This is a genomic window from Pseudomonas mosselii (assembly GCF_003205295.1).
In the GTDB taxonomy this organism is placed as follows: Bacteria; Pseudomonadota; Gammaproteobacteria; order Pseudomonadales; family Pseudomonadaceae; genus Aquipseudomonas; species Aquipseudomonas mosselii_B.
The window spans coordinates 193,143-208,006 of the sequence record NZ_QJRP01000004.1 but is presented as its reverse complement, the minus strand read 5'-3'; the positions used below and the strand labels follow the sequence as shown (position 1 = coordinate 208,006).

8 protein-coding genes are annotated in these 14,864 nt (G+C 63.5%); 3 read left to right on the top strand and 5 right to left on the bottom strand.

Annotation, left to right across the window (positions count from 1 at the left end; translation table 11 throughout):
• Positions 1–25 precede the first annotated feature (25 nt).
• Positions 26–901, bottom strand: coding sequence for a glucose-1-phosphate thymidylyltransferase RfbA (gene rfbA, locus DMX06_RS05810; protein ID WP_110735481.1), 876 nt, complete (start codon positions 899–901; stop codon positions 26–28).
• Positions 898–1,980, bottom strand: a complete 1,083-nt coding sequence (gene rfbB / locus DMX06_RS05805) for a dTDP-glucose 4,6-dehydratase (protein WP_110735478.1) — start codon at positions 1,978–1,980, stop codon at positions 898–900. The genes rfbA and rfbB overlap by 4 nt, the downstream gene beginning before the upstream one ends.
• Positions 1,981–2,167: 187 nt before the next feature.
• Between rfbB and DMX06_RS05800 the strand changes: the two genes are divergently transcribed.
• Together DMX06_RS05800 and aguA are read left to right on the top strand one after the other, a co-directional pair.
• Complete coding sequence (locus tag DMX06_RS05800; RefSeq protein ID WP_110735476.1) at positions 2,168–5,068, top strand: aminotransferase; 2,901 nt, start codon at positions 2,168–2,170, stop codon at positions 5,066–5,068.
• 242 nt (positions 5,069–5,310) lie between these two features.
• Complete coding sequence (gene aguA, locus DMX06_RS05795; protein ID WP_110735474.1) at positions 5,311–6,417, top strand: agmatine deiminase; 1,107 nt, start codon at positions 5,311–5,313, stop codon at positions 6,415–6,417.
• A 617-nt stretch (positions 6,418–7,034) separates the two neighbouring features.
• Here the strand turns inward: aguA and DMX06_RS05780 are convergent.
• The gene (locus DMX06_RS05780; RefSeq protein WP_110735470.1) at positions 7,035–9,125 is read right to left on the bottom strand and encodes a TonB-dependent receptor; all 2,091 of its coding nucleotides are present in this window, start codon (positions 9,123–9,125) and stop codon (positions 7,035–7,037) included.
• 588 nt (positions 9,126–9,713) lie between these two features.
• Between DMX06_RS05780 and DMX06_RS05775 the strand changes: the two genes are divergently transcribed.
• The gene (locus DMX06_RS05775; RefSeq protein ID WP_110735468.1) at positions 9,714–11,018 is read left to right on the top strand and encodes an OprD family porin; all 1,305 of its coding nucleotides are present in this window, start codon (positions 9,714–9,716) and stop codon (positions 11,016–11,018) included.
• Between the two features lie 30 nt (positions 11,019–11,048).
• Here the strand turns inward: DMX06_RS05775 and DMX06_RS05770 are convergent, their stop codons facing one another.
• Both DMX06_RS05770 and DMX06_RS05765 read right to left on the bottom strand, forming a co-directional pair.
• Positions 11,049–12,719, bottom strand: a complete 1,671-nt coding sequence (locus tag DMX06_RS05770; RefSeq protein ID WP_110735466.1) for an FMN-binding glutamate synthase family protein — start codon at positions 12,717–12,719, stop codon at positions 11,049–11,051.
• 205 nt (positions 12,720–12,924) lie between these two features.
• Positions 12,925–14,853 carry a type VI secretion system Vgr family protein gene (locus DMX06_RS05765; RefSeq protein WP_110735464.1) on the bottom strand — a complete coding sequence of 643 codons (1,929 nt, stop codon included), beginning with the start codon at positions 14,851–14,853 and terminating at the stop codon, positions 12,925–12,927.
• Positions 14,854–14,864 lie beyond the last annotated feature (11 nt).

The window sequence follows — 14,864 nt, the reverse complement described above, 5'->3', positions numbered from 1 at the left end:
GATTCCACGCAGATGCCGGCGATCTTCATCGAGCCCCGGCAACCAGAGTCTTCAGGTACTGGCCGTAGCCCGTCTTTTTCAGCTCTTCAGCCTTGGCCAGCAGCTTTTCACGGCAGATCCAGCCCTTCTGGTATGCGATCTCTTCAAGACAGGCAACCCTCAAACCTTGGCGATGCTCGATGGTCTGCACATACTGGGATGCTTCCAGCAGGCTGTCGTGGGTTCCGGTATCGAGCCAGGCGAAGCCACGACCGAAGCGCTCTACGCGAAGATCGCCACGCTTGAGGTAGGCATTGTTGATATCGGTGATTTCCAGTTCACCACGTGGGGAGGGCCTGATGCCTTTGGCAATTTCCACGACGTCGTTGTCGTAGAAGTACAGGCCGGTCACGGCATAGCTGGATTTGGGCTTGGTCGGTTTCTCTTCGATCGACAGCGCTCGGCCCTCGCTATCGAACTCGACCACACCAAAGCGCTCAGGGTCCTTGACCCAATATCCGAACACCGTGGCCCCCGCAGGTTGCTTGACCGCCCGATGCAACTGCTCGCTGAAACCCTGGCCGTGAAAGATGTTGTCGCCGAGGATCAGGCACACGGAATCACTGCCGATGAACTCCTCGCCAATCAGGAAGGCCTGGGCCAGGCCGTCGGGCGAAGGCTGCTCGGCATAGCTGATGTTGATACCGAACTGGCTGCCGTCACCAAACAGCTGACGGTACTGCGGCAGGTCGTGGGGGGTGGAGATGAGCAAGATATCGCGGATGCCGGCGAGCATCAGCACCGAGACCGGATAATAGATCATCGGCTTGTCATAGATCGGCAGCAACTGCTTGGAGACCCCGAGGGTGATGGGGTGCAGGCGGGTGCCGGAGCCGCCTGCGAGAATGATGCCCTTGGTCATGCGATCGAGTCCTTGTAGCTGTTCTGGCCCAGCCGTTCACGCTGATAGCTGCCGTCCTGGACATGGCGGCACCATTCGAGGTTGTTCAGGTACCACTGGACAGTCTTGCGCAGCCCGCTCTCGAAGGTTTCCTCCGGCACCCAGCCCAGGTCGCGCTCGATCTTGCTCGCATCAATGGCATAGCGCTGGTCGTGTCCTGGACGGTCCTTGACGAAGGTGATCAGGTCGACGTACTGGTTGACGCCGGCGGGATGCTGCGGAGCAAGTTCTTCGAGCAGGGTGCAGATACTGCGTACCACGTCGATGTTCTTCTGCTCGTTGTGACCACCAATGTTGTAGGTCTCGCCGACCTCGCCTTCGGTCACGACCTTGAACAAGGCACGGGCGTGGTCCTCGACGAACAGCCAGTCGCGAACCTGCAGGCCGTCGCCGTAGACTGGCAGCGGCTTGCCCTCGAGGGCATTGAGAATGACCAGCGGGATGAGCTTTTCAGGAAAGTGGAAAGGCCCATAGTTGTTCGAGCAGTTTGTCAGCAGGACCGGCAGGCCATAGGTGCGGTGCCAGGCGCGGACCAGATGGTCCGAAGCCGCTTTGCTCGCCGAGTACGGGGAGCTGGGGGCGTACGGGGTGGTCTCGGTAAACAGGTCGTCGACACCGTGCAGGTCACCGTAGACCTCGTCGGTGGAGATATGGTGGAAACGGAAGGCGGTGCGCTCATCCTCATCCAGCGTGTTCCAGTAGCCGCGCACGGCCTCCAGCAGGCTGTAGGTGCCGACGATGTTGGTCTGGATGAAGTCCGACGGGCCGTCGATGGAGCGGTCCACGTGCGACTCCGCCGCCAGGTGCATGATGGCGTGCGGCTTGAACCGGGCGAGCACGGAACTGACGGCCGCCTGGTCGACGATATCGACCTGTACGAATTCGTAGCATGGATTGCTGGCGATACTGGAAAGGGACTCCAGGTTGCCGGCATAGGTCAACTTGTCCAGGTTCAGGACTTGATGATCGGTGTTGCTGACGAGGTGACGTACCAGTGCCGAGCCAATGAAGCCGGCTCCTCCGGTGATGAGAATACGCATCTTCGGATTCTCTTTCCTTGTAAATAATGACGGTAACTAGAGGCCGCCAGCTTGTCGGTTGACTGAGCTGCGTGCAAGTGGAATACGTTGGGCTGCGTATCGCGCGCGACGAACTGCAATTGTACGCTGGCAGCTTGCCAATTTGCCTGCCTAATGGCGATATACAGGAAAAGACGAGGTTTCCTGCATGTCCCTCTCAACCCTGATCCAGCGATCCAGCCTGCCTGCACCCGTGCTTGGAGAGGCCCAGGCTCATGCTCTGCTGCGGACACATTACGTTCTGGAGGGAAGCCTGCAGATGATGGGTAGCCAGCAGGACTTGAACCTGCGTTTCGACTGCAACGGGTCTCGCTACGTGCTCAAGGCTTGTCACGCAGGCTATGTTCAGGTCGAACTCGAGGCCCAGCATGCCGCGTTGGGCTATCTGCGCCGCCAAGGGCTACCTGTACCGGCGGTGCGCCTAACCAGCGATGGCACGGACCTGCTGACGCTGGACATCGATGGTCAGGGGCTGCGGGTGCGACTGCTCGAGTACATCGACGGTGAATCACTGACGCGCCTCAAGCACCTGCCGTCGCGGGTAATTGCCGAACTGGGCGCGCTTTGCGCCAGGATCGACCTGGCGCTCGCCGACTTCGATCACCCTGGCCTTGAGCGCACGCTGCAATGGGACCCACGGCATGCCCAGGTGTTGATCCAACACTTGATGCCGGTGTTGCAAGATGGGCAACGACGGGCACAGGTCGAACAGGTCGCACGGGTGGCGGCAGCTCACTTGCAGCCCTTGATCCCGCAATTGCCGGTGCAAGCAGTCCACCTGGACATCACCGACGACAACGTGGTCTGGGCCCGCGACGATCAGCGGCAGTGGCAGGTGCAGGGGGTCATCGACTTCGGCGATCTGCTGCGCACCTGGCGCATCGCCGACCTGTCGGTGACCTGCGCGGCCCTCCTGCACCACGCCGAGGGCGACCCCATGCGCATCCTGCCGGCGGTCAGCGCCTATCACGCGGCGAACCCATTGCAGGAGGCGGAGCTGCGTGCCTTGTGGCCGCTGGTGCTGAACCGCGCCGCAGTGCTGGTGCTCAGCAGCGAACAGCAGCTGGCCGTCGATCCGGACAACCAGTACACCCGCGACAACATCGCCCATGAATGGGAGATCTTCGATACTGCCTGCGCCGTACCCGCCGCGTTGATGGAGGCCGCGATCCTGCAGGCGGCGGGCCAGGTGCCCGTGAGGCCGGACATGAGCGGTTGCGCCGCGTTGCTGCCGAGCCTTGCCGGGCAGCCGGTCGCCCGGGTCGACCTGGGCGTGCTCAGCCCCCTCTGCGAGGCGGGCAACTGGGAGCAACCTGGCTTCGACCAGCGTCTGCTCGCCGCCCAGCCGGGGCCGGCGAGCAGCCTCCATGGGCAGTACCGCCTGTCGCAAACCCACATCGACCGACCTGAAGAACCGGCCACCTGTGCCCTGGGCGTGGAGTTGAACCTGTTGCCCGGCAGCCCGCTGCAAGCCCCCGAGGCTGGTGTCTGGCAGCGCACCGGAGAGGGCCGCGGCTGCCTGCGGACCGCGCACTGGAACCTGTGGCTCGCTGGCCTGGAAGAGGCGCCGGCCGATGGCCAGGTGCTGCTCAAGGGGCAGGCGCTGGGGGCGACCTGCGGCTTCCTTAGCGTGCAACTGTGCCTGGATGCCGATACCCGGCCACCCTTTTTCGCCACCCCGTCCCACGCCGCCGCCTGGTTGGCCTTGTGCCCGTCACCGCGCGCCTTGCTGGGCTTCGACTGCGATGCCGATCCACTGGCCGATCCGCAGGCCCTGCTGGCCCGTCGCGATGCCAGCTTCGCCCGCTCGCAGAAGCATTACTACGCCCAGCCCCCACACATCGAGCGCGGCTGGCGCAACTACCTGATCGACATGCAGGGCCGTTCGTACCTGGACATGCTCAACAACGTCGCGGTGCTCGGCCATGGCCATCCGCGCATGGTCGCCGAGTCGGCGCGCCAGTGGTCGCTGCTCAACACCAACTCGCGCTTCCACTACGCGGCCATTGCCGAGTTCTCCGAACGCCTGCTGGACGTGGCCCCTGAAGGCTTCGACCGGGTGTTCCTGGTCAACAGCGGCACCGAGGCCAACGACCTGGCGATCCGCCTGGCCTGGGCCTATAGCGGTGGACGCGACCTGCTCAGCGTACTGGAGGCCTACCACGGCTGGTCGGTGGCCACCGACGCGATCTCCACCTCCATCGCCGACAACCCCCGGGCCCTGGAAACCCGCCCGGACTGGGTCCACCCGGTGGAGGCGCCGAACACCTTCCGCGGGCGCTACCGGGGCGCCGACAGCGCCGCCGACTACCTGCGCGATGTCGATGCCAAGCTGGCCGACCTCGACGCCCGTGGCCGCCAGCTGGCCGGGATGATCTGCGAGCCGGTTTACGGCAACGCCGGGGGCATCTCGTTGCCGCCGGGCTACCTGCGCGAGGCCTATGCCAAGGTGCGCCAGCGTGGCGGGGTGTGCATCGCCGACGAGGTGCAGGTCGGCTACGGGCGCCTGGGCGAGTATTTCTGGGGTTTCGAGGAGCAGGGCGTGGTGCCGGACATCATCACCATGGCCAAGGGCATGGGCAACGGCCAGCCGCTGGGTGCGGTGATCACCCGGCGCGAGATCGCCGAGGCGCTGGAGGCCGAGGGCTACTTCTTCTCCTCGGCCGGGGGCAGCCCGGTCAGTTGCCGCATCGGCATGGCAGTGCTGGATGTGATGCGCGACGAAGGGCTGTGGGACAACGCCCGTGACGTCGGTCGCCATTTCAAGGCCCGCCTGCAGGCGTTGGTCGATAAATATCCGCTAGCTGGCGCCGCCCACGGTTCCGGGTTCTACCTGGGGTTGGAACTGGTGCGCGATCGCCAGACCCTGGAGCCGGCGACCGAGGAAACCATGATCCTGTGCGATCGCCTGCGCGACCTGGGGATCTTCATGCAGCCAACCGGCGACTACCTGAACATCCTCAAGATCAAGCCGCCGATGTGCACCACGCGGGCCAGCGTGGACTACTTCGTCGACAGCGTGGAGCGGATTCTAGGGGAGGGCTTATGAAATCGATTCTTATCGATTTTCAATGACGCCTTATGCGAAAACGGTCTCATGGCTTGCTTTAAAAGCCGATATTTATCGGATATAAGTGTTCGCCATTAAACAGCCGGGACCGCTTTGCGGTCCTTTCGCGACGCAAGGCCGCTCCTACAGGAATAGCGTTCGACCTGTGGGAGCGGCCTTGCGTCGCGAAAGGCGCGCGCAGCGGGCCCCGGACCACCGACAGTTGCCATTAGAGGTCATCGATGAAAACGCTCAACTCGACCCCCCGCGCCGACGGTTTCCACATGCCCGCCGAATGGGCCCCGCAAACCCAGGTGTGGATGGTCTGGCCGGAGCGCCCGGACAACTGGCGCCTGGGCGGCAAGCCGGCGCAGGCCGCGCACGTGACCCTGGCCAAGGCCATCGCCCGTTTCGAGCCGGTCACCGTGGCGGTGTCCGCCGGCCAGTACGAGAACGCCCGTCGCCAGCTCGACCTGCCCAACATCCGTGTGGTCGAGATCAGCAACGACGACGCCTGGGTACGCGATACCGGGCCGACCTTCGTCATCAACGACCACGGCGAGGTGCGTGGCGTGGACTGGGGCTTCAATGCCTGGGGCGGCTTCGATGGCGGCCTGTACGCACCGTGGAACCGCGACGAGGAGCTGGCCGCCAAGGTCATGGAGATGGAGCGTGTGCAGCGCTACCACACCGAAGGCTTCGTGCTCGAGGGCGGCTCGATCCACGTCGACGGCGAAGGCACCCTGATCACCACCGAGGAGTGCCTGCTCAACCGCAACCGCAACCCTCACCTGAACCGCGAGCAGATCGAGGAGATCCTGCGCGAGCACCTGGCGGTCGAGACCATCGTCTGGCTGCCGGACGGCCTGTACAACGACGAGACCGATGGCCACGTCGACAACTTCTGCTGTTACGTCAGCCCCGGCGAAGTGTTACTGGCCTGGACCGATGATTCCAATGACCCCAACTACGCGCGCTGCCACGCCGCCTACGAGGTGCTGAAAAACGCCCGTGACGCCAAAGGGCGCGAGTTCGTGGTGCACAAGATGCCGATCCCTGGGCCGCTGTATGCCACCCAGGCAGAATGCGACGGCGTCGATCACGTGGTGGGCAGCCAGGAGCGCGATCCCTCGGTGCGCCTGGCCGGTTCCTACGTGAACTTCCTGATCGTCAACGGCGGCATCATCGCCCCGAGCTTCGACGACCCGGCCGATGCCCAGGCCCGGGCGATCCTGGCCAAGGTCTTCCCGGATCATGAAGTGGTGATGATCCCGGGGCGTGAGCTGCTGCTTGGCGGTGGCAACATCCACTGCCTGACCCAGCAGCAGCCGGCACCGGTAAAACGTTGATCGGCCAATGAATGAAAAACCCGTCGAATGACGGGTTTTTTTATGCTCGCGATAGTCGGTCAGGCGGCATGGCACAGCAATTGTATTGATTTTTCCTCGTACTTCAGGCGAATGGGCCTACGCCATTCTGTAACGCGTCTGAAGTAACTTAGCCGCTCACTCGGCCCAGGGAGTACGTGAGGAAATGAACGCAGCAAGTGAGTCGGCTTTGCCCGCAACGGCAGCCTGTCACCAATCGCTCAGAATCCTGGCTCAGTGGTTGAAACGTCATGGAGACAATCGGGTCAGGACGACCGACCCACGCCGCCTGCTGGATGGGCGATACCCTCAAGGTCTGATCAGCGAGGAAGAGCTCGAAGCTCTGCTGGCTGTCTGGCATTGACCGGGAAGGACCCCGTCGCAGAAAAAAACGCCACCGCATACGCGGTGGCGTTTTCGTTTGGAGGACGTTTCCAGGTCGGGATACGCATTCCCCCTGTAGGAGCGGCCTTGCGTCGCGAAAGGGCCGCAAAGCGGCCCCGGCGATCTTTGCGTGAACGCTGAAATCCTGGGGCTGCTGCGCAGCCCTTTCGCGACACAAGGCCGCTCCTACACGGACCGTGTATGGCCTCTGGTGATCAGAAGCTATACGTCCCGGTCACCACCAGGCTGCGCGGATCGCCCACCTGGATCTGCGCTGCACTGGTGGCCGAGCTGTAGTAGGTCTTGTCGGTGATGTTGCTCAGCGCCGCGCGTACATCCCAGTCATGGGTGCGGTAGCCCGCCAGCGCGTCCCAGCGGCCATAGCCCGGCAGGATCACGGTGTTCTGGTTATCGGCGTAGCGGTCGCCGACCAGGGTCAGGCCGGTTTCGGCGTACCAGCCCAGCTCCGGCTTCCAGGTCACGAACAGGCTGGCGTTGCGCTTGGCCACATCGTTGATGCGGTTGCCTTGCTGGCCGTTGTTGTCCTTGACGATGGTCGCGTCCTGCAGGCCGATGCCGCCGCGCACGTACCAGTTGCCCACCACGTTGCCGGTGGCGGTCAGCTCGATGCCGCGCGAACGTTGCAGGCCGCTGAGCTGGATCAGCTCCGGGTTGATCGGGTCGCGGGTACGGCGGTTGTACAGCTCCAGCTCGTAGATCGCCAGGGTGGTGCTCAGGCGCTCGTCGAACCACTCGCTCTTGACCCCGATCTCCTTCTGCCGGGTCTGTTCCGGGTCGGTCTGGTTAGTGTTGCCGGCAGCGCCTGGGGTGATGCCGATCAGGCCACCACCGACCGGAGAGTAGGTCTTGCTCCAGGACGCATAGAAGGAATGGTCTTTCCAAGGCGTGTACACCACGCCGATTCGCGGGCTGAAACTGTTGTCCTTCTGCTTTTCCGAGATGTTGCGCAGCTTGTTGGTGGTGTCCACCTCGAACTGATCGAAGCGCACGCCGGCCAGCAGTTGCCACTGGTCGTTGAGGCGGATCTGGTCCTGCAGGTAGATCCCGGTGCTCTCGACGTCAGTGTGGTTGTTGCTCGATACCCGCATCGTGCCGTTGTGTTGCTGGCTGGCCGTCGCGCCCAGCAAGGGCACCGAAGGCACACCGACGCCCTGGTGCAGCAGCGAGTTGCGGCGCTGTTCGCCCATTTCCAGGCCCACCAGCAGGGTGTGCTCGAGACCGAAGGTCTCGACGTGGCCTTCCAGTTCGACGGTGTTGTAGAGGTTTCGGGTGCTCAGGTCCTGCTGCCAGCGTTGGCGACCAACCAGGCCGGTCGACGGGGTGTAGCCGGTCAGGTAGGTATTGTCGAAGTCGCTCTCCAGCGTGAACAGGCTGAAGGTATGGCGCAGTTGCCACTGGTCGTTCAGCTCGTAGTTCAGGCGCGAGCGCAGCGACTCGGCGCGGTCGTTGATGTAGTCGCGCTGGGTGTCGCCGTAGGTGGTCTTGCGGCTGACGTCGGCGGGGCGCCCGGTGAGCGGGTTGCCGGGGATGCCACGATCGGGGGTACGGTCATAGCGGCTGTACTCGTACTGCACCAGCCAGTTCAGCTCGGGGGTGATCTGCCAGCTCATGGACGGCGCGAACAGCTGGCGGTGGTTGCCGTCGATGCCGTCGCGGAAGCTGTTCTTGTCTTCGTTGCCCAGGTTCAGGCGCAGGCTGAGGGTGTCGCTGGGGTCGGCGCTGAGGTCGGCATACAGGCTGCGCAGGTCCTGGCTGCCGCCCTGGGCCTCGATGCTCGAGCGGCGGCCGTGCTCCGGCGCCTTGCTCACCCGGTTGACGATGCCGCCCTGGCTGCCACGGCCATAGAGCACCGCCGCCGGGCCCTTGAGCACCTCGACCCGCTCGATGTTGTGCAGGTCGCGGGTGTACTGGCTGTCGTCGCGGATACCGTCCAGGTAGAAGTCGTTGCTGGCGTCGAAGCCGCGGATGCGCAGGCTGTCGAAGCGGGTGTCGGCGCCGCTGCTGACGTTGGGGATGCCTTCCAGTGCCTTGCCCAGGTTACTGCTGCCGTAGTCCAGCACGTTGCGGGTCTTCACCGAGTCGATGGCCTGCGGCACATAGCGTGCCGGGGTCGAGGTACGGGTCGCGGTGGTCACGTCCTTGACCCGCGGGTTGTCCTCTTCACGGGTGCTGTCGGCGGTCACCGAGGTTTCCGGCAGGGTCGTGGTGGCGGCACTGGCCAGGCCGGCGCTGAACAGCAGCGACAGGCCCAGGGTCAGGGGAGAAAGGCGGCAAGGGGCAAGCATCGAAGGCGTCCAAGGAAGGGAGTGAGAAATTGGGCGCGAATGGTAATGCTTGCTATTTACTGTTGCATCGACATTTGTAAATGGTTGTCTTTACAAATGTTTCAAGATGTTGCTATTCATTTGGATTGATTCTGAATTGTCTTGATATTCATAAGGATGCGTCTGGGGATGGCTTGTGGGAGCGGCGCACCGCCACTCCCACACTGCTCAGGGCAATTTTCCGACAGGGTTTCGAGATGCCTGCGGGAGCATGGGCGTATGACGTTTTCATGGATTTCGCCCGCTTTCCACAAAAGAGACAAATTTGCGCTGACCCACGGCAGATATGCATGGAAATGCACCAGCGCCGACCTTGTTTTTGGTTATATCAACCTGCATTTCACGTTTTTTTGACATGTGTGAGCAGGCAGGGCTAGGATTCGGGCTCTACGCCTGCTGGCCATGATCTGGCCATGCGGCTGCAAGGCCCGTTGCAGACCATTGGCGGGCCTTTCGGCTTGGATCCGCATAGCGTCGAACCTACGAAGGGGCGTTGGTTCCTGGCGTTCTAATGCAGAGCGTTTTTGAATACGAAATAAGGAAAATAACATGTTGAAAACCAGGATCAGCCTGGTCGCCCTGGCGATGATCGCCGCGACCCAGGCACAGGCCAATGAGCAGGCCGAAAGCAAGGGCTTCATCGAGGACAGCCACGCCAACGTCCTGCTGCGCAACGCCTTCATCAACCGTGACAAGAAGCACGACATCAACGACCAGTCCCAGTGGGGCCAGGCCTTCATCGGTAACTTCTCCTCCGGTTTCACCCAAGGCACCGTCGGTGTGGGCGTTGACGCATTCGCGCTTTACGCTGTGCGCCTGGATGGTGGCAAGGGCCGTAACGGTGGTGGTGGCATCGACTTCTTCAAGCGCGAAAACACGCTCAACGAGCGTGAGCGCAGCGACGCGGCCAATGACTTGTCCCGTGCCGGTGCGGCGGTCAAGTTCCGTGTCTCGAACACTGTACTCAAGTACGGTGACCAGATGCCGGCCCTGCCGGTCCTGCAGTACGACGATTCGCGCCTGCTGCCAGAAAGCTTCAGCGGTACTTCGATCAATTCCAAAGAGATCAAAGGCCTGGAGCTGAACGCTGGGCGTTTCACCAGCGAAGTGCAAAAGAGCGCCCAAGGCCATGACAGTGGTCGTCTGAAGGCAATCAACGTACTGGGCGGTAGCTACAAGTTCACTGACAACTTCACCGCGTCGCTGTACACCGCCGACAACGAAGACGTGATGAAAAAGCACTACCTGGGCATGAACTACGTCTACCCGATCGCGGCGGACCAGTCCCTGACCTTGGACTTCAATGGCTACAAGTCCAAGCTCGACAAGAAGTTCATTGAAAAATGGGGCCTGCGTGAGGGCGATCAGGACAACACCATCTGGAGCCTGGCGGCTACCTATGCGTTCGGTCCTCACTCGGTGACCATCGCGCACCAACGCAGCACTGGCGATACCGGCTACAACTATGGCGGTTACCAGCGTGATGGCGGCTTCGGCGATGGCGGTTCCACCATCTACCTGGCCAACTCCTACTGGTCCGACTTCAACGCAGAAGACGAGCGCTCCTGGCAGATCGGCTACGGCCTGGACTTTGGCGCATTCGGCGTCCCTGGCCTGACCTACAAGGTTGCCTATGTGCGTGGTGACAACATCAACACCCACGGCAATGGCGAAGGTAAAGAGCGCGAAATCTTCAACCAGCTGCGCTACGTAGTACAGGAAGGCCCTGCCAAGGACCTGTCCGTCAAGCTGCGTAGCTCCTTCCTGCGTACTTCGCGCAACGTCGCCGACTTCTACATGGACGACGGCAACGAAGTCCGCGTATTCGTCGAGTACCCGATCAGCATCTTCTGATCCTGATCTAGCGTCACCCGCAGCCCCGGCCTATGCCGGGGCTGTTTCATTTCGGCGCACGCTGACCGCCACCGGCGCCACCTCGATCTCCCCCGTCTCCGGCGCGAAGCTGTCACTGCGCGCCATCCGCCACATCCGTGCATAGAATTCGCTGTCGATCGCGCCGCTGAGCAATTCGCCCGGCTTGAGGAAGGTATGCAGTTGGGAAAACAGGCTGATCTCGCTGGCGCTGATACGCCGCGCCAGGTGCTTGGGCTTGAGTTCAGAAGGATGGTCCAGGCCGGCGGCGGCAAGTATTTCGGCCAGGGCATGCAAGGTGTTGCGGTGGAAGCTGGCGACCCGCTCGGCCTTCTCCGGCACCACCAGCGCACGCTGGCGCAGCGGGTTCTGGGTCGCTACCCCGGTAGGGCACTTGTTGGTGTGGCAGCTCTGCGACTGGATGCAGCCGATGGCGAACATGAAGCCCCGCGCCGAGTTCACCCAGTCCGCGCCGATGGCCAGCACGCTGGCGATGTCAAAGGCGCTGACCAGCTTGCCCGCCGCACCGATGCGGATGCGCTCGCGCAGGTTTAGCCCCACCAGGGTGTTGTGCACGAACATCAGGCCGTCGCGCAGCGGCACGCCCATGTTGTCGGAGAACTCCCGGGGCGCCGCGCCGGTGCCGCCTTCCTTGCCGTCGACGACGATGAAGTCCGGGGTGATGCCGGTGGCCAGCATGGCCTTGGCGATGCCCATGAACTCCCACGGGTGGCCCAGGCAGAACTTGAAACCCACCGGCTTGCCGCCGGACAGCTCGCGCAGCCGGGCGACGAACCGCAGCAGCTCCCGCGGCGTGCTGAAGGCGCTGTGGGCGGCCGGCGAGATGCAATCCTCGCCTTCGCGCACGCCCCGGGTGGCGGCGATCTCGGCGCTGACCTTGTGCCCCGGCAGGATTCCGCCGTGGCCCGGTTTGGCGCCCTGGCTGAGCTTGATCTCGATCATCTTCACCTGGGCCGAGCGGGCCTGTTCGGCGAAGCGATCGGGGTCGAAGCGGCCGTCCTCGGTACGGCAGCCGAAATAGCCACTGCCGATCTCCCAGATCAGGTCGCCGCCATGTTCGCGGTGGTAAGGGCTGATGCTGCCCTCGCCGGTGTCATGGGCGAAGCGGCCCAGGCGCGCGCCCTTGTTCAGCGCGGCAATTGCGTTGGCACTGAGGGCGCCGAAGCTCATGGCCGAGATATTGAAGATCGACGCCGAGTACGGCTGGCTGCATTGCGGGCCGCCGATGCGGATGCGGAACGAGGCCGGATCGGGCATCGGCACCGGCAGCATCGAATGGCTGATGAACTCGAAGCCTGGTTTGTAGGCGTCGTTGAGCGTGCCGAAGGCTTTCTCGGCACTTTCGTTCTTGGCCCGGGCGTAGACCAGCGAACGCTGGGCGCGGGAGAACGGCAGCTTGTCGTCGTCGCCTTCGATCAGGTACTGGCGGATCTCCGGGCGGATGGTTTCGATCAGGTAGCGGATGTTGCCCAGGATCGGATAGTTGCGGCGCACGGCGTGGTGGCGTTGACGCAGGTCGTTGAGGCCCACCAGGCTGAGCAGGGCGCTGATGGCGGTGAAGGGCCAGAGCCAGTCGTGCTGGGCGAGGAAGGGTAGGCTGACGAGGGTGAACAGCAGGCATAGGGCCAGGCAGGCGTAGCGGCTGGGGAGCGCGTCTTTCATGGGGCCATCGCAGACAGGGTGACCGGCCTAGGATAGGCAAAGCGCAGCGGCGGAAAACCAGGGTGATTGGTAAAACACTGTTACCTGGGTGGGACCAAAAGCTTGTCGGTTTCGGGCCCTATCGCGGGGCAAGCCCGCTCCCACGAGGCGCGTATCGATGCTCATGGTGTGGCAGCGGGCTTGTTCCGCGATGAGGCCCTCGGCGTTACTGTTTGAACACCTGCTTCACCCGGCCGTCGATTTCGCCCTTGTCGCCCTGGCCCGAAGCCTTGGCCTGCGGACCGCCGCCCAGGTTCAGGTCGAGCTTGCCATCGGTATTGATGATCCCGTCCGCCGTCGCATGGATATTGAACTGGGCGCAACTGATATTGATGGTGCCGTCGGACTTCAACTCGATCACGCTGTCGCCACAGACCAGGCGGATCTGGTCGCCGGCATCCATCACATAGTTGCCGTGCACACTGTCGCGCTTGTCGCCACCGACCAGCAGGATGTCGCGATGGCGCACCGAGCGCAGGCGGTCCTGGCCGATGGTCACGGTCTCGATCATGCCCACGGTCTTGACCCGGCTGATGCCCACTGACAGCGTCTGGTTCTGTTCTACCACGCTGTCCATGTTGCGCTCGGCATGCACGTACAACTGCTCGGCGCCCTTCTTGTCCTCCATGCGGATTTCATTGAAGTTGGCCGGGCTGCCGCCTTTGCTCGAACGGCTCTTCATGCCGCTTTGCGTGGCGCTGCCGGGCAGGTCGTAGGGCACCGCCTGTTCGGCGTTGTACACCCGCCCGGTGATGATCGGCCGGTCGGGGTCGCCTTCGAGGAAGCTGACGATCACCTCCTGGCCGATCCGCGGCACCTGGATCGAGCCCCAGTTCTTGCCCGCCGTGGCTTGCGACACGCGGATCCAGCACGAGCTGTTCTCGTTGGACTGGTCGTGGCGGTCCCAGTGGAAGTGCACCTTGACCCGGCCATACTGGTCGGTCCAGATCTCCTCGCCGGAGGGGCCGACCACCACGGCAGTCTGCGGCCCCTTGACGATCGGTCGCAGGGTGCTGCCCACCGGGCGGTAGCTCTGCTGCGCGTCGATGCAGCTGAGGTTGCTCTCGAACTGCGCCGCGCCGCTGCCGCCACCGCTTTCCAGGCGTTCCTGGTGCACGTAGTAGCGGGCGGCGACGATCAGGTACTCGCGGTTCTGGTCCTGGCGGCTGAAGTTGCTCAGGCTGAACAGGTGGCCGCTGCCCAGGCCCCGGGCATTGCCCCGCAGCTCGACCCGCTCGTGCAGGCTCTGCAGCGACTCCAGGCGGGTGCGGGCGTAGTGCTCGCCGTCCTGGGTCTGTTCGTAGGCGCCGGGGTAGTCGTACAGCGGGTAGTCGCCGGCCTGGTGCGGGCGCGGCATGGCCGAGCGCACGTCGATGCGCGCGCTGGGGCGCTGGAAGTCATAGTCGTTGAGCTCCAGGGAGCCCGGCTGGACCTCCTGGGCCAGGTGCCAGTCGTTGATATGGTCGCGCTCGCGGTGCTGGCCGTCCGGCGGGTAGTAGGGCACGGTCTCGTAGCCTGGTGCCTTCTGGTGCGCGCCGTAGGCGTCGGCCAGCACCAGCACGTGGCGCTCCTGTTCGTGGCGGAAGAAGTAGTAGATGCCTTCTTCCTCCATCAGGCGGCTTACGAAGTCGAAGCTGGTCTCGCGGTACTGCACGCAGTACTCGCGCTCGCGGTAATTGCGGCTGAGCAGGTCCTCGAAATCCGAGAAACCCAGGTCGCGGAACACCTGCTTGATGATCTGCGGCGCGCTCAGGTGCTGGAAGATCCGGCAGTCGCTGGTGCGCGTCAGCAGCCACAGCCACGGACGCAGGGTGACCCGGTAGGCGGCGAACTGGCCCTGGTCCACCGACTGGCTGCAGCGGGCGACGATGCCGTGGAAGTGCCGCGATGTGCCGACGCTCTGCTGCACGCTCAGGCTCATGGGCTTGCCCAGCAGTTGGTTGAGGTCGATGGCCGGGTCGTCACTGGTCAACTGCAGCTCGTAGTCGAACAGGCGGCCGAGCTCCTCGCTGCCGCCCATCTCTGCAAGGATCAGCTTGTCCGGCCCCAGGGGGCTGTTGATCTGCGCCAGGCGCGTGAACTGCTTGAACAGCATGGTCGGTCCTG